General features: G+C 63.3%; 20 protein-coding genes and 1 pseudogene. 20 read left to right on the top strand and 1 reads right to left on the bottom strand.

Annotation, left to right across the window (positions count from 1 at the left end):
- The first annotated feature begins 37 nt into the window (after nt 1–37).
- From E9536_RS00105 to E9536_RS00010, 20 genes and pseudogenes are all read left to right on the top strand, one after another.
- Nucleotides 38–529 (top strand): type VI secretion system tube protein Hcp, encoded by a 492-nt coding sequence (locus tag E9536_RS00105; protein WP_027791618.1) that lies wholly within the window; start codon nt 38–40, stop codon nt 527–529.
- A 16-nt stretch (nt 530–545) separates the two neighbouring features.
- On the top strand, nt 546–1,094 hold the full coding sequence (tssE, locus tag E9536_RS00100) for a type VI secretion system baseplate subunit TssE (protein WP_021157089.1): 549 nt from the start codon (nt 546–548) through the stop codon (nt 1,092–1,094).
- A gap of 4 nt (nt 1,095–1,098) precedes the next feature.
- Nucleotides 1,099–2,970 carry a type VI secretion system baseplate subunit TssF gene (gene tssF / locus E9536_RS00095; protein WP_060371992.1) on the top strand — a complete coding sequence of 624 codons (1,872 nt, stop codon included), beginning with the start codon at nt 1,099–1,101 and terminating at the stop codon, nt 2,968–2,970.
- Between the two features lie 8 nt (nt 2,971–2,978).
- The gene (tssG, locus tag E9536_RS00090) at nt 2,979–4,055 is read left to right on the top strand and encodes a type VI secretion system baseplate subunit TssG (RefSeq protein WP_348772114.1); all 1,077 of its coding nucleotides are present in this window, start codon (nt 2,979–2,981) and stop codon (nt 4,053–4,055) included.
- Between the two features lie 12 nt (nt 4,056–4,067).
- Complete coding sequence (gene tssH, locus E9536_RS00085) at nt 4,068–6,728, top strand: type VI secretion system ATPase TssH (RefSeq protein ID WP_136469048.1); 2,661 nt, start codon at nt 4,068–4,070, stop codon at nt 6,726–6,728.
- Nucleotides 6,725–8,929: a type VI secretion system tip protein VgrG gene (gene tssI / locus E9536_RS00080; RefSeq protein WP_136469047.1), complete on the top strand. Its 2,205-nt coding sequence runs from the start codon at nt 6,725–6,727 to the stop codon at nt 8,927–8,929. Before tssH ends, tssI begins: the two co-directional genes overlap by 4 nt.
- Before the next feature lie 15 nt (nt 8,930–8,944).
- Entirely contained in the window at nt 8,945–10,210 is a 1,266-nt protein-coding gene (locus E9536_RS00075; RefSeq protein ID WP_136469046.1) for a hypothetical protein, read from the top strand.
- Nucleotides 10,211–10,224: 14 nt separating this feature from the next.
- Nucleotides 10,225–14,964 carry an RHS repeat-associated core domain-containing protein gene (locus E9536_RS00070; protein ID WP_136469045.1) on the top strand — a complete coding sequence of 1,580 codons (4,740 nt, stop codon included), beginning with the start codon at nt 10,225–10,227 and terminating at the stop codon, nt 14,962–14,964.
- Nucleotides 14,965–15,019: 55 nt separating this feature from the next.
- A pseudogene (locus E9536_RS00065) lies at nt 15,020–15,253 on the top strand (P2 family phage major capsid protein); the annotation flags it as partial.
- Entirely contained in the window at nt 15,250–15,939 is a 690-nt protein-coding gene (locus tag E9536_RS00060; RefSeq protein ID WP_136469044.1) for a terminase endonuclease subunit, read from the top strand. The pseudogene E9536_RS00065 and the gene E9536_RS00060, both read left to right, overlap by 4 nt.
- Before the next feature lie 100 nt (nt 15,940–16,039).
- Nucleotides 16,040–16,519, top strand: coding sequence for a head completion/stabilization protein (locus E9536_RS00055; protein WP_136469043.1), 480 nt, complete (start codon nt 16,040–16,042; stop codon nt 16,517–16,519).
- Nucleotides 16,519–16,725, top strand: coding sequence for a tail protein X (locus E9536_RS00050; RefSeq protein ID WP_059449121.1), 207 nt, complete (start codon nt 16,519–16,521; stop codon nt 16,723–16,725). The genes E9536_RS00055 and E9536_RS00050 overlap by 1 nt, the downstream gene beginning before the upstream one ends.
- A 15-nt stretch (nt 16,726–16,740) precedes the next feature.
- Nucleotides 16,741–17,085 (top strand): putative holin, encoded by a 345-nt coding sequence (locus E9536_RS00045; protein WP_136469042.1) that lies wholly within the window; start codon nt 16,741–16,743, stop codon nt 17,083–17,085.
- A gap of 1 nt (nt 17,086) precedes the next feature.
- Entirely contained in the window at nt 17,087–17,359 is a 273-nt protein-coding gene (locus E9536_RS00040; protein WP_136469041.1) for a phage holin family protein, read from the top strand.
- On the top strand, nt 17,356–18,168 hold the full coding sequence (locus tag E9536_RS00035) for an N-acetylmuramidase family protein (protein WP_136469040.1): 813 nt from the start codon (nt 17,356–17,358) through the stop codon (nt 18,166–18,168). The genes E9536_RS00040 and E9536_RS00035 overlap by 4 nt, the downstream gene beginning before the upstream one ends.
- Nucleotides 18,169–18,216: 48 nt before the next feature.
- Nucleotides 18,217–19,002 (top strand): hypothetical protein, encoded by a 786-nt coding sequence (locus E9536_RS00030; protein WP_136469039.1) that lies wholly within the window; start codon nt 18,217–18,219, stop codon nt 19,000–19,002.
- 19 nt (nt 19,003–19,021) lie between these two features.
- Nucleotides 19,022–19,477, top strand: a complete 456-nt coding sequence (locus E9536_RS00025; RefSeq protein WP_136469038.1) for a phage tail protein — start codon at nt 19,022–19,024, stop codon at nt 19,475–19,477.
- Entirely contained in the window at nt 19,461–20,342 is an 882-nt protein-coding gene (locus tag E9536_RS00020; protein ID WP_247873400.1) for a contractile injection system protein, VgrG/Pvc8 family, read from the top strand. The genes E9536_RS00025 and E9536_RS00020 overlap by 17 nt, the downstream gene beginning before the upstream one ends.
- Before the next feature lie 90 nt (nt 20,343–20,432).
- A complete protein-coding gene (locus tag E9536_RS00015; RefSeq protein ID WP_136469037.1) occupies nt 20,433–21,596 on the top strand; it encodes a hypothetical protein in 1,164 nt (387 codons plus the stop codon).
- Nucleotides 21,597–21,666: 70 nt separating this feature from the next.
- Complete coding sequence (locus E9536_RS00010; RefSeq protein WP_136469036.1) at nt 21,667–22,695, top strand: hypothetical protein; 1,029 nt, start codon at nt 21,667–21,669, stop codon at nt 22,693–22,695.
- 314 nt (nt 22,696–23,009) lie between these two features.
- On the opposite strand, the gene E9536_RS42015 is transcribed toward E9536_RS00010, so the two are convergent.
- Nucleotides 23,010–23,321 (bottom strand): hypothetical protein, encoded by a 312-nt coding sequence (locus E9536_RS42015; RefSeq protein ID WP_247873399.1) that lies wholly within the window; start codon nt 23,319–23,321, stop codon nt 23,010–23,012.
- Nucleotides 23,322–23,591: the final 270 nt, after the last annotated feature.

The raw sequence follows: 23,591 nt of genomic DNA, 5'->3' as shown, positions 1-23,591 counted from the left end.
GCATTCATCCTGACATCGCACTGAAACGGAGACGGTTATGGGCGTGGCAATGTTTATGAAGGTGGACGGCGTGACCGGCGAATCGGCGGACGCGCAGCACAAGGGCTGGACCGACATCCAGTCGTTCACGTGGGGCGCGAGCCAGCCGGGCGCCATGGCGAGCGGCAGCGGCGGCAACGCGGGCAAGGCGAGCTTCAACGATCTGGTCGTCGCCGCGTACATGGACAAGGGGGCACCCGCGATCATCAAGAACTGCGCGAACGGCAAGCATTTGTCGTCGGTCGAGATCTCCGCGTGCAAGACGGGCGGCACGCAGGTCGAGTTCATGCGCGTCACGCTGCAGGAGGTGCTCGTCACGTCCGCGCAGGTCGCGGGGATCGATCCGGGCGACGTCGCCGACCGGCTGATGATGCATTACGGCTTCCAGGCCGCGAAGGTGAAGAAGCAGTACTGGCAGCAGAACGACAACGGCGGCAAGGGCGCGGAGGTGACCGTCGGCTGGAACATCAAGGAAAACACCGAGATGTGACGGCGCGGAGACGACCATGGACGACCCGCGAACCCGCGACGGCCGGGAGGGCAACCTGCGCGACCGGCTTCAGCCCGCGCTGCTCGACCGGCTCACCGACGACACGCCGCAGCGCGCGAGCGAAGCGCCCGGCGCGCAGTGGATCGGCACCGAACGCCTGCGTGCGGCCGTGCTGCGCGATCTCGCATGGCTGCTCAACACGCGCAACGCCGAGGACGGTTTCGTCGACTGGCCGGCGTTCGCGCACGCGCAGGCGTCGGTGCTCAACTACGGGATGCGGCCGCTCGTCGGCAAGCCGATGTCGGGCGTCGAGCGGATGTCGGTCGAGGCATCGATCCGCGACGCGATCGTGCGCTTCGAGCCGCGCATCGCACCCGACAGCATCGATGTCCGCAGCGTGACCGATGCGCCGGGTGGCCGCGCCGGCGAACGGCGTCACAACGTGCTGCTGTTCGAGATTCGCGGCACGCTGTGGTCGATCCCGCATCCGCTCGAATTCGTGCTGCGCTCCGACCTCGATCTCGAGACGGGCGCGATGTCGCTGCAATCCGTGGCGGGAGCCTGACGCGATGGATACGCGCCTGCTCGACTACTACAACCGTGAACTCGCGTACCTGCGCGAGCTCGGCGGCGAATTCGCGCAGCAGTTCCCGAAGGTGGCCGCGCGGCTGCGGCTCAATGAATCGGGGCCGCCCGACCCGTACGTCGAGCGGCTGCTCGAGGGCTTCAGCTTCCTCACCGCGCGCGTGCAGTTGAAGATGGACGCCGAGTTTCCGCGCTTCACGCAGGCGCTGCTCGATGCCGTGTATCCCGGCTATGTCGCGCCGCTGCCGTCGATGGCGATCGTGCGGTTCGCGCCGATGCTGAACGAAGGCAGCCTCGCGCAAGGCTGGCGGCTGCCGGCCGGCACGGCGCTGCGTGCACGGCCGGCCGCGTCCGAGCAGACCGCGTGCGAATTCCGTACCGCGCACGACCTGACGCTGTGGCCGCTCGAACTGACCGATGCGAGCGTCACCGGCGCACCGTCGTGGCTGCCGCGCGGCGTCGTCGCCGCACGGCAGGACGCGCGCGGTGCGCTGCGCATCCGGCTGAAGGCGCGCGGCGGCGCCAGGCTGTCGCAACTGCCGCTCGACCGGCTGACGTTCCATCTCGCGGGCCCCGAGCGCGACGCGCTGCACCTGCTCGAACTGATCGCCGCGCATGCGCTCGGCGTCGTGTGCCACGATCCGGCGCAGCCGCCGCGCTGGCTGCATACGCTCGATGCCGACGCGATCGTCCACGAGGGTTTCGATCCCGCGCAGGCGATCCTGCCCGACGACGGCCGCAGCTTCCACGGCTACCGGCTCCTGCGCGAGTATTTCGCGTTTCCGGCGCGCTTCCTGTTCTTCAGCATCGGCGGGCTGCGTGCCGCGCTCGCTCGCGCGACCGGCGACGAGTTCGAGCTGACCGTGCTGTTCGACCGCCACGACGCGGCGCTCGAGGCGGCCGTCAGCGCGCGCCACCTCGCGCTGAACTGCACGCCGGCCGTGAACCTGTTCGCGCGCCGCGCCGATCGCATTCAGTTGCAGCCGGGGGCGCGCGAACACCATGTCGTCGTCGATCGCAGCCGGCCGCTCGACTACGAGGTCTATGCGGTGCAGCGCCTCGCGAGCGAGCAGCGCGACGACGGGCAGTCGCGTGAATTCCGGCCGTTTCACGCGTCGTTCGCCGGCGACGACGGCAACCACGGCGCGTATTACACGGTGCGGCGCGAACCGCGGCTCGTCTCCGCCCAGGCGCGCGCGAACGGCACGCGCACCGGCTACGTCGGCAGCGAGACCTACGTGTCGCTCGTCGACAGCCAGTGCGCGCCGTACGACGAAACGATGCGCTACCTGGCGGCCGACACGCTGTGCACGAACCGCGACCTCGTGCTGCTGCAGCCGCCCGGCGATGCGAACACGTTCACGCTGCGCGTGTCGGCCCCGGTCGACAGCATCGTCGCGATCCGCGGCCCGTCGCGGCCGCGCCCGCCGATCGCCGACGCGCAAACCGCGTGGCGGCTGATCCGCCATCTCGGGCTCGCACGTCACACGCTGACCGATCTCGACGACGACGAGGGCGCGCATGCGCTGCGCGAACTGCTCGGCCTGCATGCCGACCCGGCCGATGCCGCGATGCGCCGGCAGATCGACGGCGTGCTGCGCGTGGCGTTCTCGCCGGTGTTCCGCCGGCTGCCGGCGTCCGGCCCCCTGATGTTCGGGCGTGGCGTGCAGGTCGACGTGACCGTCGACGACCATGCGTTCTCCGGCGACAGCCCGTTCCTGCTCGGCGCGGTGCTCGAACAGTTCTTCGCGCGCCACGTGTCGATCAACGCGTTCGCCGAATGCGTGCTGACCAGCGCGCAGCGCGGCACGCTCGCGCACTGGCCGGCGCGTGTCGGCAGGCGGCCCGCGATATGACGCGCGACATGTCTCCGCGTGCCGGAACGGCCACCGAAGCCGCACGTCGCGACGCGTGGTGGGCGCGCCTGCGTGCCGCACCGCACGGTTACGACCTGTTCCAGGCGTTGCGCTGGCTCGATGCGCTGTCGCCCGGCCGCGCGCCGCTCGGCCATGCCACGCGGCCGCGCGACGAGCCGGTGCGGCTCGGGCAGCAACCGTCGCTCGCGTTCGCGGCGTCGATGCTCGCCGGCGTGTCCGACGACGGCACCGTGTCGCCGCGCATTGCGATTCACGGATTCGGGCTGTTCGGCCCGAACGGGCCGCTGCCGACACACCTGACCGAATACGCGTACGAACGCGCCGCACAGCACGACGACCCGACGTTTGCCGCGTTCGCCGACGTGTTTCATCACCGGCTGATCCTGCTGTTCTACCGCGCGTGGGCCGACGCGCAGCCGACGGTGAGCCTCGATCGCCCGGAACGCGCGCGCTTCGACGGGTATGTCGCGAGCCTGATCGGGCGCGCGGCGCACGACAACGATCCCGCCGCGCATGCCGACGCCGACACGCTCGCGCCGCATGCACGTTATTTCCATGCCGGCCATCTCGTCCGGCACACGCGCAACCCGGAAGGGCTCGTGCAGATCCTGCGCCGGCATTTCGGTGTCGAGGCCCGCATCGTCGAGCACGTGCCGCAATGGGTCGCGATCGAGCGGTCGCAGCGCTGCACGATCCGCGCGACGCGGCCGACCTTGCGGCTGGGCGCCGTCGCGCTCGGCATCGCGGTGCGCGATGCGCAGTCGCGCTTCCGGATCGTGCTCGGCCCGCTGTCGCTCGACGCGTACCGCCGCTTCCTGCCGGGCGGCCCGCATGCCCGGCAGCTCGTGTCATGGGTGCGCGAATACGTCGGCATCGAGTTCGACTGGGACGTGCAGCTCGAACTGGCGGCCGACGCGGTGCCGGCGATCGCGCTCGGCGCGCCGCAGGGCATCGGCCGCACCGCGTGGCTCGGGCAGCGGCTCGAACCGGGCCCCGCGCGCGACCTCGTCGTCCGCTACGACGTGCGGCGCGCCGGCGCACCCCTTCATCGCGAAACCGCCTAAACGGGAACCGTCATGTCCGATATCGGCCGCGTCAACCTGTTCGGAAAACTGAATCCGTTCCTCTACGAGACGCTCGAGCAGGCGACCGGCTTCTGCCGGTTGCGCGGCAATCCGTACGTCGAGCTCGCGCACTGGTTCAAGCAGATGCTGCAACGGCCCGACGCCGACCTGCAGCGCGTGCTGCGCCACTTCGCGATCGACGACGCCGCGATCGACCGCGGGCTCGTCGCCGCGCTCGACAAGCTGCCGCGCGGCGCGGGCTCGGTGTCGGATCTGTCCGTGCATATCGACGACGCCGTCGAACGTGCGTGGGTATACGCGACGCTGAAGTACGACGCGACCCGCATTCGCGGCGCGGTGCTGCTGCTCGCCATCCTGAAGACGCCGCAGTTGCGCAACGTGCTGCTGGCGATCACGCGCGAATTCGAGCGCATCGTGCCGGACGTGCTCGCCGACGCGCTCGAATCGATCGTCGAAGGCTCGCCCGAGGCGCCGCCGGCCGGGCAAGCGACGCCGGGCGGCGGCACGGCGATGCGCGGCGCGGCCGGCGCCGCGGACGGCCCGGCGCTCGCGCGCTTCGCCGTCGACCTGACCGCCCGCGCGCGCGCCGGCGACATCGATCCGGTCGTCGGGCGCGACGCCGAGATTCGCCAGATCGTCGACATCCTGCTGCGGCGCCGGCAGAACAACCCGCTGCTGGTCGGCGAGGCCGGCGTCGGCAAGACGGCCGTTGCGGAAGGCTTCGCGCTGCGGATCGCCGCCGGCGACGTGCCGCCGTCGCTGCGCGACGTCGCGCTGTACCTGCTCGACATCGGGCTGCTGCAGGCCGGCGCGAGCGTGAAGGGCGAGTTCGAGAGCCGGCTGCGCGGCGTGATCGACGAGGCGATGTCGTCCGAGCGGCCGGCGATCCTGTTCATCGATGAAGTCCACACGCTCGTCGGCGCGGGCGGGGCTGCCGGCACCGGCGACGCCGCGAACCTGCTGAAACCCGCGCTCGCGCGCGGCCTGCTGCGCACGATCGGCGCGACCACGTGGTCCGAGTACAAGCAGTACATCGAGAAGGACCCGGCGCTGACGCGACGCTTCCAGCTCGTGCACGTGCACGAACCGGAAGAGGCGGCCGCGCTGACGATGCTGCGCGGCCTGGCCGGAAAGCTCGAGGCGCATCACCGCGTGCTCGTGCTCGACGACGCGCTGCAGGCCGCCGTCACGCTGTCGCACCGCTACATTCCCGCCCGCCAGTTGCCGGACAAGGCGATCAGCCTGCTCGACACGGCCTGCGCGCGCGTCGCCGTCAGCCAGCACGCGGTGCCCGCGCCGATCGAGGATGCGCGCCGCCGCATCGACAGCCTGCGCGTCGAACAGGAGCGGATCGGACGCGAATGCGCGCTCGGCACCGGCGATACCGCGCGGCGCGATGCGATCGATCACGACATCGCCACCGCCCGGGCCGAACTCGACCGGCTCGACACGCGCTGGCAGACCGAACGCGACGCGTTGACGGCGATCGTCGATGCCCGCGCGTTGCTGCTCGACGACGACCCGTCGCACGTGCTCGACGCCGACGCGCGCGTCGCCGCTCAAACCCGCCTGTCGGCCGCCCAGCAGGCGCTGGCCGACCTGCAGGGCGATGCGCCGCTCGTGCTGCCCGCCGTCGACACGCACGCCGTGGCCGCCGTCGTCGCCGACTGGACCGGCATTCCGCTCGGCCGGATGGTGCGCGACGAAACGCAGGCCGTGCTGAAGCTCGCCGATACGCTCGGCGAACGCGTCGTCGGCCAGAAGCATGCGGTCGAGCTGATCGCCGAGCGCATCCAGACCGCGCGCGCCAGGCTGGACGACCCGAAGAAGCCGCATGGCGTGTTCCTGCTGTGCGGGCCGTCCGGCGTCGGCAAGACCGAAACCGCGCTCGCGCTGGCCGACACGCTGTACGGCGGCGAACACAACGCGATCACCATCAACATGAGCGAGTTCCAGGAGGCGCATACCGTGTCGACGCTGAAGGGCGCGCCACCCGGCTATGTCGGCTACGGGCAGGGTGGCGTGCTCACCGAGGCCGTGCGCCGGCGCCCGTACAGCGTCGTGCTGCTCGACGAGATCGAGAAGGCGCACCGCGACGTGCACGAGATTTTCTTCCAGGTATTCGACAAGGGCTGGATGGAGGACGGCGAGGGGCGCGACATCGATTTCCGGCATACGGTGATCCTGCTGACGTCGAACGTCGGCGCCGATCGCGTGATGCAGCTGTGCCGCGATCCCGAGCGCCTGCCCGACGTGCAGACGCTCGCCGATGCACTGCGCGCGCCGCTGCTCGACGTGTTTCCCGCCGCGCTGCTCGGCCGGCTGACCGTCGTCCCGTACTACCCGCTCACCGACGCGACGCTTGCGCGGATCGTCGCCCTGCAGTTGCGGCGGATCGAGCAACGGATCGACGCGCATCACGGCATCCGGCTGCGCTGCACCGATGCGGCGACCGCGCTGGTCGTCGAGCGCTGCCGGACGATCGAGTCCGGCGGCCGGATGGTCGACGCGATCCTCACGCATACCGTGATGCCGCGCATCGGCCGCGCGATCCTGCAGGCGACGCTCGAAGGCCGCACGCTGTCGTCGATCGAGCTGGGCGCGGCCGACGGCGAATTCGCATACCGGTTCGACGAGGAGGAGACGACTTGAATCGCGTATTCACACTCGACAGCCCGCACGGCGACGACCTCAAGTTCCATACGCTCGACGGCAGCGACGAACTCGGCCGGCTGTTCGAATTCCGGATCGAGGCGCTCGCCGACAGTCACAGCCTGTCGCTGAAGGACATGCTCGGCAAGCCCGTGACGGTCCGGATCGAACAGCAGGACCTGTCGACGCGTTACCTGAACGGCATCGTGGCGCGCGCGTCGCTCGCCGGCCGGCGCGCCGAGCGGTACTACGGCTACGAGCTGATCGTGCGGCCCTGGTTGTGGCTCGCGACGCGCCGCTCCGATTGCCGGATCTTCCAGAACAAGACCGTGCCGGAGATCGTGCAGGAGGTCCTGTCGACGTACGGCTTTCCGATCGAGAGCCATCTGGCGGAGACGTACGTGCCGCGCGATTACTGCGTGCAGTACAACGAGACCGACGCCGCGTTCGTGTCGCGGCTGATGGAGTTCGAGGGGATCTACTTCTGGTTCAGGCACGCCGAGGATACGCATACGCTGATGCTGGGCGACGCGATGTCGTCGCACACGGCGCTGCCCGGCTACGAGACGATTCCGTACATCGCGCGCGACCGCACAGCGATCGCCGACGAGGAGCGCATCGACGGCTGGCTGCCCGCACAGGAAGTGAGTGTCGGCCGGCACCAGACCACCGACTACGACTATACGAAGCCGCGTGCCGACCTTTCGTCGCAGAAGGTCGATCCGCGTGGGCACGATCACGACAGTTTTGCGTTGTTCGAGTGGCCGGGCGGCTATCGCGACGATGCGCCGGGTGCGCATTACAGCCGCGTTCGGCTCGAGGAGCAGCAGGCCGAGCACGAGCGGGCGAGCGCCGATACCGATGTGCGCGGTGTCGCGCCCGGTTACCTGTTCACGCTCGAACGTTGCCCGCGCGCCGACCAGAACCGCGAATACCTGATCGTGCGGTGCCAGTACCGCTTTCAGGAGAACGCGTATGCGAGCGATCAGGGCGCGGAGGCCGTGGTGCATCAGACGATGATGCTCGTGCAGCCGTCGAGCCTGCCTTACCGGGCGCCGCGCGACACGCCGCGGCCGCGCACCAACGGGCCGCAGACGGCCACCGTGGTCGGGCCGCCGGGGGAGGAAATCTGGACCGATCAATACGGGCGCGTGAAGCTGCAGTTCCGGTGGGATCGATATGGGCAAAGCAATCAGGATTCGTCGTGCTGGGTGCGGGTGTCGAGTCCTTGGGCGGGTGGTGGGTTCGGTGGTGTGCAGATTCCGCGGGTGGGCGACGAGGTCGTCGTGGATTTCCTGAACGGCGATCCGGATGAGCCGATCGTGACCGGGCGGGTTTACAACGGCGAAAAGATGCCGCCGTGGGGGCTGCCCGGGAGCGCGACGCAGAGCGGGTTGCTGTCGCGCTCGTCACCGGGCGGGACGACCGAGCATGCGAATGCGTTCCGGTTCGAGGACAAGAAGGGCGCCGAGCAGCTCTGGATGCACGCGGAACGGAATTTCGATGCGGAGACGGAACTCGATCATTCGCTTTCCGTCGGGAACAACCATACGCATACGGTCGGGAACGACGAAACGATGCAGGTGAAGAACAACCGGCAACGGAGCGTGGGGCAGAACGAGACGGTGAATATCGGGCAGAACCGGGTCGCGCAGATCGGGGCGAACGAGACGCATGGGGTCGTCGGCAACCGGACGCGAACGGTCGGACAGAACGAAACCGTGACGATTGCCGCGAATCGGGATGCGACCATCGGTGGCGCGCACACCGAGACGGTTGCAAAAGCCAAGACCGAAACGATCGGCGAAGCCAAGACGCTGAACGTCGGGCAGATGTATCAGACGACGTCGCAGGACATGAAGACGCTGGTTGCGTCGGCGCATACCGAAGAGATCGGCACGCGCACTTCGACGATTGCGAATGCGCACACGCACACGGTCGGCGGTGAGCACACCGTCAACGTCGGCGCGAACCATACGACGAACGTGCAGCATCAGGTGCTCGTCAACGCAGGCGATCAGCTTGCGCTCGTCTGCGGGATGTCGAGCATCGTGATGAAGAGCGACGGCACCATCACGATCCAGGGCGTCAACGTCGCATCGACCGGTACGAACACCCACAGCGTGAACGGCAAGACGGTGACGTCGTCGGCGACTGCGGAACACACGGTCGAAGGCGCCGTCCTGAAACTGAACCCGTGACGGAGGTCCGCACGAATGCAGAACTGGCAGCCGACCAATCCGGTGGAGCGCAGGTTCATGGATGCGCATGCGGACTGGATGAGTTTCGCGAAAGACAAAGCCGCGAGGTTGATGATCTGGCAGACCGACGAGACCGATTCGGAACTCGTGCGGCTGTATTTCCAGGTTCAGGACGAGACGTCGTGCGCGGTCAGGACGATGCGGGCGTCGTTCGTCGACGAATCGGGTTATGCACAAGCATTGACGGATGAACTCGTTGCGTTCTACGACAGCCGGCGAGAGGGGCCTGATGCGCAGGGCGTGCGTGCGAACTGGCGGCCGCCGTATGACGACGGCAAGAATCCGTTGCTGTATCTGTTCGCGGTTGCCGACAGCCTGATGCAGCACCATCCGGATGTTTTTCCGGCGATGGTGTTCGTGCTGGAGCCGGCGAAAGTGCGGGATGACGCGGCATGGGTGCGATGGATGGACGATGTGCTGTCGATCATTGCAGTCGCGCCGCAGCTTGCCGAGCGCGTGCGCTTTGTCGTGCCGCGTATCGAAATCGCACCGTTTGCTGCGTTGATGCAACGGCATCGGGCGGCAGTGCGTGTCGTACGGGGAAAATATTCGATGGCGAGCGTGCCGCGCGAATTGCTGGCGGAATCGGGCGAGCGCGGGCCGAGCGGCGAGTTCCGACGGCACTTCGTGATGCTGACCGAGATGATCGAAGGCGGCAGTCCCGCACGGCTCGAGGAACTGCGTGCGGCGGCACTGGGCGTCGCGGAACGCGAGGAGTGGTTTGATCAGTGCGTGGTCGTCCATTTGATCGCAGGTTCGGCATATCTGAAGTGGCGCGATCGCGCGCGTGCGATCGAAGCGTATCGCAGCGCTGTCAGCAGCGGGATGCGTGCGGTCGAAGCAGGGCATCCGGCCGGGCACAAGCTTGTCGCGAATGGTTTGTTCGGCGAAGCGAGCGTGCATCTGACGCACAGGGATTATGCGCACTCGGCGTATTGCTATGAGCGTGCGGTGGCGTCGACTACCGCGGCGAAGGACGGGCTGATGACGGTCGAGGCGTGGCGGATGAGTGCGGTGTGCTGGGCGCGGGCAGGGGAGCGTGACCATGCGCTGGAGGCCGGGTTCAACGCGCTCGATGCGGGATTGATGATCGACGAGCCGATGCGGGCGAACAGCAATCTGCCGATGGTTGTCGAGTGGATGGTGTCGCAGCTCGGTGTACAGGACCGACGGCGCAACGCGTTGAGCGAAAAGGTCGCGGCGTTGCGCAGTGGTCGCTGAGCGGGGGCGAAACCGTGGCACTTCTGGCCGTCAAGCATCTGGATCCCGTTGTTGGCGTGGACGTTCATTCGGTACTGGTCACGCCGGGTACGCCACCGGTGTTCCTGCCGCACCCCCATGTCGGGTTCATGCTCGATCTGCGCGAGTACATCCAGGCCGCAAAGGCTGTGGCCGGCTGCATTGCGATGATGATCGTGCAGGAGAAGGTGACCGAATACATCGAAGATCACCCTGAAGATGTGGCGAAGCTCGAACACCTCGCCGATGACGCGGGCCAGCAGGTCAATGAACTGACCAGCGACCCCAATGTCGCCGAGGGGATGAAACTGGCGAAAGCAGCCAATACGATCAGGAATCGCATCAGCGACGATCTTGGCTCGAACGTCGGATCGGGTGGCGGCAGCGGCAGGCCGATTTTCGTGAACGGCATGATGCGGGCCACGGCCGGAACGCATGCGTATCACGTTCCGGGTTTGCATTTTCCGCTTGGCGAATCGTTTGCCCCGCCGCCAGCCGAGTTCGAGCCGTCAAATGACGGGGAATCGTTCATGGGCAGCAAGACGGTGCTCGCCAACAACGATCCGATGTCGTACATGGCGCTGGAGGCGTTGAGTTGCTGGTCGATCGGGATGGAGCCGCCACCGCATAACAGCGCGCATACCGATCGAACCTATCCGTCGATGCCGAGTTCGGTGATGCTGCCGATTCCGGCAGGAAGGCCCGTGTTGGTGGGCGGACCACCGATCATGAACATGGCCGCGGCGGCGAAGGGGTTGTTCAAGGCATTTCGGGGATCGAAGTGGGCGAAGACGCTGGCGGACAAGCTGCATTTGAAGCCGGGATTCTTGCGCTGCAAGGTGTTGCACGCGGAGCCGGTGGACGCGTCGACGGGTGAAGTGGTCGTGGAGCAACGCGACTTCATCGTATCGGGACGCTTGCCGCTCGAGTGGGATCGATACTATTCAAGTCACGATACGCATGTCGGTGCCGTTGGAGCAGGTTGGCAGACGCCAGCGGATATCCGGCTGGAGCTGTTGCCGAACGGCGACGCGATCGGCGTGGTCGCCTATCTTCCGGATCATACGACTGCGTTCGATGCACTGCCCGCGACCGAAGGCTGGTCCTCGCGCGAATGCGACTGGCAGCAAGCGGATGCGTTGTACCTGCTCGGCGACCGGCTTTTGCTGCGCACGCGCGAAAGCATCGAATACGGATTCCCGTTGCCGCCGCAATGGCGGCAAACGATTATCCCGCCGAGCGGCGAGTCGAGACCGACGCTGCCCATCCATCGCATCTCCGACCCGAACGGAAATGCATGGGTCTTCGAACGCGATCAGGGCGGACGACTCGAACGTATCGCCGAATGGAGACGGGATGGCGCAACCGGGCGCGTCATCGCATGCGAGATCCGGGACGCTACGCGTCATGATGCGAACGGCGCCGCGCATGCCGGATTGCTGACCGCATTGACGCTGGTCGATGCGAATGGACACGCGCATCCGCTTGTTACCTACGAGCATGATCGAGACGGCAACTTGCGTGCCGCGGTCGATGCAATGGGATGCCCGTATCGCTTCGATTATGCGGACGGGCATCGGATCGTCAGGCATACGACCGCGCGGGGCATGTCGTTTCATTACCATTACTGCACCGACGACGACGGCGTTTGGCGCGTCGACCATGCATGGGGCGACGACGGCTTGTTCAATTACCGATTTGTGTACGACCGCACACGAATGCAAACGTGTATCACCAATTCGTTGGGACATACGACAGTACTGCAACTGAACGCGCAGGGCATGCCTGTATTCGAGCTGGATCCGCTCGGCGGTATCACGAGTTACCGGTACGAGGAAAAGGGACGCACGAGTGTCGCGACCGATGCCGCCGGACGCATCACGTCGTGGGCATACGATCGGCGCGGCAATCTCGTGATGGAAACGCTGCCGGATGGCAGATCGATTCGAACCGAGTACGACTCGAACCATCATCCGGTCTGCGTGACGTTGCCCGGCGAACGACAATGGCGATACGAATGGGATGAGCGAGGCAATTTGCTTGCACAAACGACACCGTCGAATGCGACCTCTCGTTACGAGTACGACTCGTACGGGCAGCTTGTCGCACAGATCGGACCATGCAGCGAACTTTCGCGATTCGAATACGACCGCGATGGCCATCTGGCGGCGGTAACGGACCCACTCGGTCATCGAACGCTCTATCGGCACGATGCGCGAGGACATCTCGTCGAAGTGATCGACGCGCTCGGACAGACGAGTCGGTACGAATACGATCGCAATGGCAATTTGACGCGCGCAATCGAGCCGAGCGGGAAGGAGATTCTGTGCGGGTACGATGCCGACGGCAACCTGACGCACTATCGCGATCCGGCCGGCGCTACGGCGCAGCTTCAGTACTCGACGCTGGGGCGAATCACCAAACGGCTATCGCTGGACGGAACCAGCGTCGAATACCAGTACGATACCGAAGGCCGGCTCATTGGCGTCATCAACGAGCGCGGCGAACGATACCAGCTCAAGCGCGATGCGATGGGCCGCATTGTCGAGGAAGTCGACTACTGGGGCCAACTGCGTCGCTACGAGTATGGCGAGTTCGGCGAACTGCGACGGAGTGTCGACCCGGCCGGGCTGGCTGTTCTCTACCTGACCGACAGGTTCGGGCGCGTGGTGCAGAAGCAGGTCGCGGACGCCAGACAGGCCGACGGTTTCCGCATCGAGGAATTCGAATACGACCGCATCGGCAGGCTCGTCGGGGCGCAGAATCCGGACAGTTGCCTCAGACTGGGCTACGACGACGCAGGCCGCCTCATTAAAGAAAGGCAAGGCGACGATTTCGTCATCGCTTACCGGTACGATACGGTCGGGCGGCGCATCGAGCGCCGCACACGGCTCGTGACCGGTCACGAAACGGTGACGCACACCGTACGCTATGGCTACGACGCTTTCGGCGCCGTCGCCTCGATCCAGATCGACGATGCCGCCCCCGTCAAGCTCGAGCGGGACGCGCTTGGCCGGATCTGCGTGGAATACCTGGGCGAGGCGTTGCGACGCGAGCTGGTGTACACGAAGGAGGGGCAACTGGCGCGGCAAACATTGTTGTCCGGTACCGGCGCCATCTTTGCCACCGAGTACACATACGATGCCAACGGCGAGATGACCGAGAAGCGCGACTCCCGACTCGGTATCGAACGTTTCGATTACGACCCGATGGGCAAGCTGACCGCACACCTCGACCCGAGCGGCAAACTGCTGCGCTTCCTGCACGATCCTGCGGGCGACCTGTTGACGACGAGAAGCAACCCGAGCCATCGCACCGGTGTGTCGGACCCGACATTGCCACTCGATGCCTGGGTCCGCGAGGGCGAGCACGATGGCTGTCGTTATACGTTCGATCGCACCGGCAACCTGATACGCAAGCGTGACGCGCAACAGGATTTGCTGCTGCGCTGGGACGGCGACGGGCTGCTGATCGAAACATCGGCGGTACGCATCCCGGCGGACCCTGCGATCCAGGCGAGTCGTATTCATACCCGCTACGCGTACGACGTCTTTCAAAGGCGCATCCGGAAGACTACGCAGATCCTCGACAAGCCTGACGCGCCGGCCGGGTCGGTATCAGCATCGACAGTCAGGTCGCACCGTCACGATTACTTTTGGGACGGCGACGCGTTGGTGGGTGAAATAGCGCGCCCGGACCAGAACGTCGACGTGCCGTTGATGAATGTCGTCAACGAGCTGGATCCCGGCTGGGGAGCGGGCCCGGTCGACATATCTCCGGCGGATGGCTACGGAGAATCGTGCGAGTGGGTTTATTACCCTGGTACGTTTCGGCCACTGGCAGCGTTGCGATACGCACCGAAGAACCGTTCGGATCAGTCGACGGCGGCGTCGGAATCTGCGGCGCGCAACGTGTTCTTCCAAACCGAGCCCAGCGGGGCGCCGACACGACTGATCGATCAATCCAGTGCAATCGTCTGGGAAGGCCGCTACGGGGCGTGGGGGCATGTCGGTTCAGCCCGGATGCACGCTGCCGACGATCAGCGACTACGGCTCCAGGGGCAGTACGAGGACTGGGAAACGGGCCTGCACTACAACCGATACCGATATTACGATCCGGCGATCGGGAGCTTCGTCAGCCAGGACCCCATTCGAATCGATGGTGGAATCAACCCGTACCAATACGCGCCCAACGTATTTGGCTGGCGAGATCCTCTCGGTCTTAAACGAGAGGAAACGCCATTTGACGGCTATCAAAGAATCCGGTCATTTCGGGAAAGAAGAGGGCTCGATCTGCCGAACAATCCTGATGGCCGGTTCAAGACCGGGGATAAATTGGGATCGATCGGCACGATCTTGGGCTCGGATCGCGTGTACGGGATCAATTCCACTTTGCGGGAGACCCAGGATTTCCAGTTGACGCGGGCGTGGCGGCAATGCCTCGGCCTTGATGGGTCAAAGGGAAACACGTTTCAATTTCTATTTCACTCCGAGGCGGGCACATTATTGCTGGGGCATCGTGAAGGCCTGCTCGGCGATGAGGTCACCCTGATCAATGACCGGACGACATGCGCGCCTGCCTGCAGACCGATGCTGTCCCGGCTTTTGGCCCCGCTGGGCATCGGCCGTTTGACGGTGTACTCCGGTGGTTCGATGTCGCAGATTGCGCGCGTGGACGTCTATACACGCGGCGGACGGCACGAATGCATGACCGGCAAGCGCGATCCCAAGTTGTAACGTCGGCACGCCCGCCGGCCGAGGTTCGTGCCACCGCAATATCGCTGATGGATAGCGCATCGGCAATCTGCCGGCGGTGCGCGTGCCGTTCGTCCCGAAGGGCGCGCTGATGGTGACGAAGCTCGAAAACCTGTCGATCTACTACCAGGAAGGCGCCCGCCGGCGCACGCTGAAGGACGTTCCGGAGCGCGATCGCATCGAGAACTACGAATCGTCAAACGATGCGTACATGGTCGAAGATTTCGGTTGCGGTTGCGTGGCCGAAAATATCGAGCTGGTGACGGCATGACGATCAAGACGCCGGCCCGGATCCATTTCGAGCGCGTGAGCGCCGCACGTGCAGCGGCTGCGGCCGCACCTGGCGAAACGATGGCCGGGGCAACGCCGTACGAGCTGATGTTGCGCAAGCTCGCGATCGACCGCCGCGCACTGAAGGGCGTGCAGTCGGTAACGCGGAAAATCGAGCAGAAGCGGAAGCTGTTGCCGGAATATGCCGATTACGTGGCCGGTGTCTTGGCGGGCGGCCGCGGTGCGCAGGACGACGTCCTGGTGACGATCATGGTCTGGCGGATCGATGCCGGCGACTACGACGGCGCGCTCGCGATCGCAACCTATGCGTTGAAACATGGCCTGGTCATGCCTGACCAGTTCGACCGCTCGCTCGCTTCAGTCGTCGCCGAGCAGTTCGCCGACGCGGCGCTGCAATCGTTCATGGAGGACGGCTCGTTCAACGCCGCGAGCCTCGAAACGATTGCCGAGCTGACGGAGCAGGGCGACATGCACGACCAGATACGCGCGAAGCTGTACCGCGCGCTCGGCTATGTCGTGCAGGAGGACGAGCCGGTACGCGCGCTCGAATATCTGCGGCGCGCGTTGAAGTACAACGAACGCGTAGGCGTGAAAAAGGACATCGACCGGCTGACGAAGCAGGTCGAAGCCTCGGGCCGTCAGGGCGACGGCACCGACGGCACGTAAAGAGCCCAACCCGGCATGGCGGCACCGACGCCCCAGGTCCTACGCCTGACGGACACGGACCTTGTGCGTCGGTCCACCGCCACCTCACCCATTCCCGACTATGAGCAGCTTTATTGCAACCGCATCGCCGGCGCCCGCCGCGTCGCCGATCGACGGTGTCGTTACCAACGACGGTTGGTATCCCGACGTGAGCCTCACGGACATGCGCGACGCGATGCGCCTCGACGGTACGTTGACGGCTGAACGCATCCGGCATGCGACGCGTGACGCCGTCCTGAGCGTGAACTGCGAGTTGTCCGCATGGCGCATGCGCCAGGTCGCAGCCGGTCATGCGGCGCTCGACGATGTGCCCGCGGTACGCGTCGACGGTGAAAGCGCCTTCGTGCATCACTACCTGCGTGCGGTGTATCACCGCGCGTATGCCGACGTGACGGAGAAATTCCGCGGCTACGACTCGACGAAATCGGGCGGTCAGGATGCCGTCGACCTGGCCTGTACCGTCGAAGAAGCCGGGCGTAACGCCCGATGGGCGGTAAGCGCAATCCTCGGCGTCCCGAATTCGACTGTGGAATTGATTTGATGAAGGTTGCGGCCCTGCAAGGTGAATCCCTCGACGCGATGTGCTGGCGCCACTACGGAACGACGGCCGGCACGGTTGAAGCCGTGCTCGAAGCCAATCCGGGGCTGGCCGGCCTGGGCGTCGCGCTGCCGATGGGGACGCTCGTCGATATGCCCGACCTGGACACGATCGCGCAGACGAAGCCGCTACTGCAACTGTTTGACTGACCTGGAGCCGCCCGTATGGCTGAACCGAACACCTCGACCGCTGCAGCGTTGCTTGCCGCGGTCGGCCCGGCCGGCGTTGCGCCTGGCATCGACGGCGATGCACTGATCGGCGCATTTGCTGGCGCCGCGCTCGTTGTCGTTGCGTCGAAAGACGTGGGCATCGCGAAGCGGGCCGCCTACATGCTGATTTCCCTGGTCATGGGCTATCTGGCTGCACCTGAAATCATCAACGCGATTCCGATCCGCTCGACCGGCGTCGCCGCATTCTTCGCCGCGGCGCTCGTCATCACGGTCACGCTGACGCTTATCGAGCGGGTGAAGCGGATGGACGTTTTCGATTTTCTCCGCAAGGGGAAGTGACATGCACCTGTCCTATGCCTTGCTCGCGCTGGCGGCGCACTTTGCCGTGATTCTGCGTGTGCTGACGTACCGCAAGAACGGCGCTCGACACCGTTTCCATGTCGCGTGGACTGCCTGGTTGATCGTCGCGATTTCCGGCGGCTCGGCGATCGAGCTGCTACTGCATCCCGAGTCGGTCGGTGCGTTTCAGGCGCTGCGCGACGTGCTGCTGGCGCTATTCGTACACCTTGCGCGCGGCAACGTCGCGCGCCTACTGCGGAGTGATGACGCATGAACACCCTACGATTGGACGCCCGCGGCGCGGAAGTCGGTCTGCTGCAGCAACGACTCACGCGATCCGGCTATCCCGTCGACGTGACGCACGTTTTCGACGAGCAGACAGAGCAGGCGGTGATTGCGCTGCAACGGGCGGCCGGCCTGGTCGTCGACGGCGTCGCGGGCAAGAACACCAATGCATTTCTGGCAACCGGCATGCGCGACCCGAAGCACATAACCGACGCCGATATCGAGCGTGCGGCCGACACATTGGGCGTGCCGACCGCGTGTGTTCGCGCCGTGTGCGCCGTCGAATCGCGCGGCTCGGGATTCCTGCCGGACGGCCGGCCGGTGATTCTGTTCGAACGGCACGTCATGTTTCGGCAGCTGGTGAAGCATCGGGACAAGGGCACCGCGTCCCTATATGCGGCTTCGTTCCCGAACATCGTTTCGATGTCGGCCGGCGGCTATCAGGGCGGCGCTGCGGAATATGTTCGCCTCGACCTGGCGGCACGTATCGACGCGGCGGCCGCGTATGAATCGGCTAGTTGGGGCGCGTTTCAGGTCATGGGTTTCCATTGGCAACGCCTCGGCTACTCGAGCGTCGACGCCTTCGTCGCGGCGATGGAGACGAGCGAAGGCGCGCAGTTCGACGCGTTCGTGCGCTTCGTCGCGGCGGATGCTGGCTTGCTGGCTGCGCTGAAGGGGCGGAAGTGGGCCGCGTTCGCGAAGGGCTACAACGGCCCGGATTACGCCCGAAACCTGTACGACGCGAAGCTGGCCCAGGCATACGCACGCTTCACCGCCGACGCAAAGGCAGCCGCGTGACCGGGATCCGTGCGCGCTTGTGCGGCCGGCGCCGTAGTGGACTTCTTCGTGAACTGGACGCTGGTCGGCGTCATCGTTCGCCATTGGGACACGATCAAGGCGGCAGCGGCCGCAACGTGGGATTGGATCGCGAGCACCGCCGCAGCGGTCGGCCGTGGCATCGTCGACTATTTCATGAACTGGACGTTGCTCGGCGTTGTCGTGCGACATTGGGACCAGATAATCGGGTTCGTGTTCGGCTTGGTCGGACGCTTCAGGACGATTGGCGGTCAGATTATCGAGGGCGTGATTGCAGGGTTCATGGGCGGCATGTCGGCGATGTGCCAAGCGCTGAACAACATTGGCGAAAGCGCGATTTCCTGGTTCAAACAGAAGCTCGGCATTCATAGCCCTAGCCGGGTGTTCGCCGAACTCAGCGGATTCGTCGGGCAGGGCGCGGCGATCGGGATCGACGGCGAACAGCATCGAGTCGCGCGCGCAGCACTCGGTGTCGCCACGGCCGCAGTTTCAGCGTTCGGCACGCCAGCGTTCAGCATGCCGGCACCGACGTTGCCGACGACGAGTGGTGCTGCGCCGGCGTCGCAGCTCGGCGAAGCGGCGGCCGCGGCCGTCGTACGGCAACCGATTGCGATCGACCGTCGACCGCCGCTGACGCTCGCACCGACCGCGCCCGTGGCCGCAACGGCCGCCAGCATGGCGCCGGCGCCCATCACGATCCACATTCACCCACAGCCAGGAACGGATCCGCAGGCGATCGCGCGAGCGGTCGCGGCCGAACTCGACCGTCGCGAGCGAGCGAAGCGCGCACGTAGCGGCTCGCGGCTGTCGGATTGACCTTCACGGAGATAAACCGATGCTGACATCGCTACTGTCGCTCGACCAATTCGCCTTCAACCTGACGACGGCGCCGTATCACGAACTGCAACGGCACCGACAGTGGAAGCATCCGAAGAAATCGCGAATCGGTGTACGCGACTCACGCCAGTACACGGGGCAGGGCGACGACACGATCACGCTGCACGGCATGGTGGCCCCTCAAGCCATCGGCTCGATCGCGTCGATTAAGCGCCTTGCCGACATGGCCGACACTGGCGACGGCTACGTCCTGGTCGACGGAATGGGAGTCGTTTATGGGGTATTCGTAATCACCAGCCTGAACGAAACGCAGCGATATCACACGCCGGAGGGGGGGCCGAAGAAAATCGATTTCACGCTGACGTTGGAGCGCGTCGACGAAGATGCGCTGCGTGTCGACCAAGAGCAGGACGCAATAGCAGACGACGAGGGGGGTAATGACGACGCGAAGTGAATACGGAGCCGACGAGCGACGTCGATCGGATCGCATCGAGCCGAAACCGGACTACCGCATTACGCTCGGCGGCAAGAACATTTCACGCCGGTTCCTGCCGCGGCTTGAATCGCTAACGTTGTCTGAAGCTCGGTCCGACGAGGCGGACACAATCGACCTGGTGCTGGACGATTCACGGAATGACCTGGCAATTCCGAAGCGCGGCGACGAAATCAAGGTATCGATCGGATGGGCCGGCGACCCACTCGTCGACAAGGGCACGTTCGTTGTGAACGAAGTCGAACACAGCGGGGCGCCTGACACGATCACCGTGCGTGCGCGGTCGGCCGCGATGACGAACGGGATGCAGGAACGCCGTGAAAAGAGCTGGCACAAGCAGACGATCGCAACGATCGTGCAGACCATCGCGAAGCGTTATTCCCTGACGCCGACGGTCGGCGACAAGCTCGCGAAAATTCAGATTGCACACATCGACCAGACACACGAAAGCGATATGTCGTTCTTGACGCGGCTCGCGAAGCGTTACGACGCCGTCGTGAACGTGAAGGACAAGCGGCTGCTGTTTATGCCGATCGGCGCGGGCAAGACCTCGAGCGGGAAAGCGCTGAAGGTGCTCAACCTGACGCGCGCGGATGGTGACACGCACCGCTATCATGTGTCCGAGCGCGAAAATTACTCGGCCACTTGGCACGGAGCGGATTTCCACATGATTGTATTTCGGCTATACGTGCTTGTAGCTCTGCGACACGCTTGCAAGCCAGCGGATGACGTGGGCGCTCGTAGCGCCCCCTCTGCTGGGTCCGGATGCAGTGTCCGCCGATCGCGAAACAAGGGGGTGAGCTTACGGGCGAGTCGGAAATTTTAGCTATAGCGTGCGGTAGAATCTTCACACCAGTCCCATCTAGCCGCTGCACAGTGACTCCGGTGGGGCAATGACCTAAGAATAGGGAAAACAATGCGCATCGCATCGAAACTTCACGACGGTCGGATCAACGCAACGAATTACTTGATCGAAATATCGATTGGCGACTATATCGATTTGGCTCGAACAGTCCTTGACAACAACGAGTTTCAGAGAAAGCGTGTCTCCAGCTCAAAAACAATATACTCGCTATTAAAGACAGACGCGGTTCAAGGTTGCGTCATACCGCCGATCGTACTAGCACTCTCTTCGCCGGACCCCAAGGAACTAACAAACGAAAACCTTAAATCAGCCCTGGAGGGGCATGTCGATCATCTAATGATCTTGGACGGACTCCAGCGAAGCCACTCATTCATCGACATTGAAGACGAATTTAAACGACGTGGCGATGATGTGGGGCTAAAATCTTATCGAGAATTACCGATTCGATGCGAAATATACCTCGGCATCAATCGACTGGGCATTTTATACAGAATGCTGACGCTTAACACCGGGCAAACCCCAATGTCCCTGCGCCAGCAAATTGAAATGCTTTATCTTGATTACTCGAAAGAAGAAATCGCAGGAGTCGTTCTCACGCGGGAAGTTGATGCAACCAAGGCCAAAGGCCTCAATGCCTATAACTTCAAAGAAGTTATAGAGGGATTTAATTGCTACCTGGAGCGAAATGAATTGCCTCTGGAGCGCGCAGATCTCCTCGAGAACATCAAAAGTCTTGAGAAGCTCTCGCAAGAAAATTCCGGAAAAGATCTTTTCCGAGAATTTGTCGCATCCTTTCATCAGTTCGTAATACGAGTCAATGAATTAATGGATGACGAATCGCTAGATGAGGCGCGATTTGGGGAGGGCACAGTATGGGGAAAAACCGCAACCCAAGTATTTAAGAAGCAACAAGCTTTGGCCGGATTTGGGGCGGCAATTGGGAAGTTAAAAGACAATGATGTTATCGAAGGTTTTCAGGACGTGATATCAGTGCTTTCCCAAATTTCGATCGGCAGCGAAACTCAAATGTTCTTAGCCGAATTCAATAAATCAATGCGCTGGATTGCCGATAACGCAAAGAAAATCGGTAACGCGCAGCGCATGTATTTTCAATATTATTTTAGGGAGCTATTTAATCCATCGGGCGATGGGTATTTGAGTCTTTACGAATCAATTCCGCTTGCCCTCCAGAAATACAAGAGTCAAGTATTTTGAAGGGGGTGATGTGTTAAGAGTTCGGACCGCAAACGGGGAGACCGCGCACCTCTCGTCTTATCGAGCCAGCTTGGATGGTCGAGAGTTGCGTGCCGATGTGAATTCGGAAGATTACGAAGGGGAAATTGTCGTCACACGCCCCTATGCAGACCGCGTAGCCCGTGACTATCAACTGTTCTTCTTTGTGTCGACGGTTCCTGGCGAGGGACAGATTTACGATATCTTTGATATTGCAGCCGATGAGCGCGTTGGGCTTCTAACGCCCATTCGTGCGCTCGACTCTCGCGAGCACGCCCGTAGCGATGATGAGTATTTTCAAGCTGTGGCGGCCTCTATCTTTTGGCAACTTGTAGAGGATGCGGCGGGATATTCTCAACTGACAGAATCAATTGACGCATACGACTACAAAATATCCGATTTTTACGAGGACGGCGTTTCCATCTTAGTTGTAAATCCTCGTGCACAACCCAACTTTAATATAGACTCCTATTTGCCCGGTCTATTTTCATACGGATACTCCGTTTACAGTCCGGGGCGTTCTGCGTCATGCAGCTTCGCTTTCAAGGATTTACCCAAGGGTAAAAATCTAAAAATTCATCCGGTATGGAAGGAGTATGTAGGCGAACCATACTTCAAAAACTTGTACACCGAAATGCTCCCATATGAGGCAAATCCGATAGCGACGTTTCTGCTTCAATATCAAGTTTTTGAAGTGCTCATGCAAGCTGTATTTTCTGAGAGACTTCAACAATTAAAAGAAGCGATTAATAATTTTAGCGGAACAGCCTCCGATCTCAGAGAGCTTGTTACACCCATCCAAGAATTAAGCGCTGAACGAGATAGAATTAGAGCCTCGATATCGATATCATCAATCTCGGCAGACTTGCTCGCGGACATTTGTTCTGCGTGCAAGACACTCCTCGCTGGCGCAAATAAAGCGTACAAAAGTGAGCAGTGCGGAGATCTTCTTTATGACGTAAGAAATTTGATTTTCCACAATTTCAGAGCGATACCTGCCGCAGATCGAAAAATCATTACTGAAATTAATGCTGGTCTTGTGCGGGTTCTGCCGCGCCTCCTGTCCCGACCTAGTTCGTGAGCGCTAGAGTGCCCATCAATAGGATGCAAAGAATACGTTGTTTGGCCAACGTAACAGGGTGAGGTTTTTTGTGGCTGAGCCATAAGGGTTCGTGAAGTGCCTGGCACCGACGAACCCGATTACCTTTCGACGTAAGCGGGCGGCCCGATGCCGGCCCGCATTGGGCCGGAACGCCACATGCGTGGCAGTTCGAGCGCGAGCGTGCGCCAACGCGCCAGGACGGCGCTGAACGTGCCTTCCTGCTTCGCGCGCCGAATCTTATCGACGACGCTCCAGCCGCGAATGTAATACGCCAGGCTGCGCTGACTCGAAAGTTAATGCGACGCATGGACGCCAACCCAGGCGAGCATTTCGTCAGGCGTTACATCCGGCGCGGCCGGATCTGGTTCGATGTTGGCTACTACAGGAGCTTCGACGTTTCTCGGCACAACGGTATGCTCGCCGGGTGCCTCACATGCCAATAAACGCAGCAATTCAATGCGATGCCACGGTATTGGTGAGCGGCCGGCGAGGTAGTTGCGGACTATGCGTGAGCAACAGCGCAACGTGCGCGCGATATCGCTGACGGTCAGCCCGTCGATGAGGTCGAGAAGCTCCTGCAGCGTGCCATGACGGAGGTCGGACACTAGAAAACCTGCTGGACTGCAAAGAGCGGCGGTAAACTAACGTAAACCTTACATTCATGCTCAGACAAATGTCGTGCGTAGCCGATGAAATCAATCGGGAAAGCTAGCGATTTTACTTTACATAACGTGAATTATCGGTAGTTTGTGTTGTAGTAGCTAGATGGAAATGTCCGCTTTTGGCTACATGGAAATGTCCGCTTTCGTGCCGCGTAAGCTGTCCGGCCGCCGGGTGTCCGGCGCCGGAGGCTGCGATGGCTGCAACGGAGCGGA

Origin of the sequence: Burkholderia sp. LS-044, assembly GCF_004803625.1 — a bacterium.
Lineage (GTDB): Bacteria > Pseudomonadota > Gammaproteobacteria > Burkholderiales > Burkholderiaceae > Burkholderia > Burkholderia cepacia.
Note: the sequence above shows the minus strand (reverse complement) of the source record. Positions and strands in the feature narration are given on the sequence as shown.

What these genes read in the sequence shown, in the direction of transcription:
- E9536_RS00035 (WP_136469040.1), top strand. Translation starts at nt 17,356, where the DNA reads ATGAACACCCTACGATTGGACGCCCGCGGCGCGGAAGTCGGTCTGCTG.
- E9536_RS00050 (WP_059449121.1), top strand. Translation starts at nt 16,519, where the DNA reads ATGAAGGTTGCGGCCCTGCAAGGTGAATCCCTCGACGCGATGTGCTGG.
- E9536_RS00055 (WP_136469043.1), top strand. Translation starts at nt 16,040, where the DNA reads ATGAGCAGCTTTATTGCAACCGCATCGCCGGCGCCCGCCGCGTCGCCG.
- E9536_RS00060 (WP_136469044.1), top strand. Translation starts at nt 15,250, where the DNA reads ATGACGATCAAGACGCCGGCCCGGATCCATTTCGAGCGCGTGAGCGCC.
- tssF (WP_060371992.1), top strand. Translation starts at nt 1,099, where the DNA reads ATGGATACGCGCCTGCTCGACTACTACAACCGTGAACTCGCGTACCTG.
- E9536_RS00015 (WP_136469037.1), top strand. Translation starts at nt 20,433, where the DNA reads ATGCGCATCGCATCGAAACTTCACGACGGTCGGATCAACGCAACGAAT.
- tssG (WP_348772114.1), top strand. Translation starts at nt 2,979, where the DNA reads ATGTCTCCGCGTGCCGGAACGGCCACCGAAGCCGCACGTCGCGACGCG.
- tssE (WP_021157089.1), top strand. Translation starts at nt 546, where the DNA reads ATGGACGACCCGCGAACCCGCGACGGCCGGGAGGGCAACCTGCGCGAC.
- E9536_RS00075 (WP_136469046.1), top strand. Translation starts at nt 8,945, where the DNA reads ATGCAGAACTGGCAGCCGACCAATCCGGTGGAGCGCAGGTTCATGGAT.
- E9536_RS00045 (WP_136469042.1), top strand. Translation starts at nt 16,741, where the DNA reads ATGGCTGAACCGAACACCTCGACCGCTGCAGCGTTGCTTGCCGCGGTC.
- E9536_RS00025 (WP_136469038.1), top strand. Translation starts at nt 19,022, where the DNA reads ATGCTGACATCGCTACTGTCGCTCGACCAATTCGCCTTCAACCTGACG.
- E9536_RS00105 (WP_027791618.1), top strand. Translation starts at nt 38, where the DNA reads ATGGGCGTGGCAATGTTTATGAAGGTGGACGGCGTGACCGGCGAATCG.
- E9536_RS00040 (WP_136469041.1), top strand. Translation starts at nt 17,087, where the DNA reads ATGCACCTGTCCTATGCCTTGCTCGCGCTGGCGGCGCACTTTGCCGTG.
- tssH (WP_136469048.1), top strand. Translation starts at nt 4,068, where the DNA reads ATGTCCGATATCGGCCGCGTCAACCTGTTCGGAAAACTGAATCCGTTC.
- E9536_RS00020 (WP_247873400.1), top strand. Translation starts at nt 19,461, where the DNA reads ATGACGACGCGAAGTGAATACGGAGCCGACGAGCGACGTCGATCGGAT.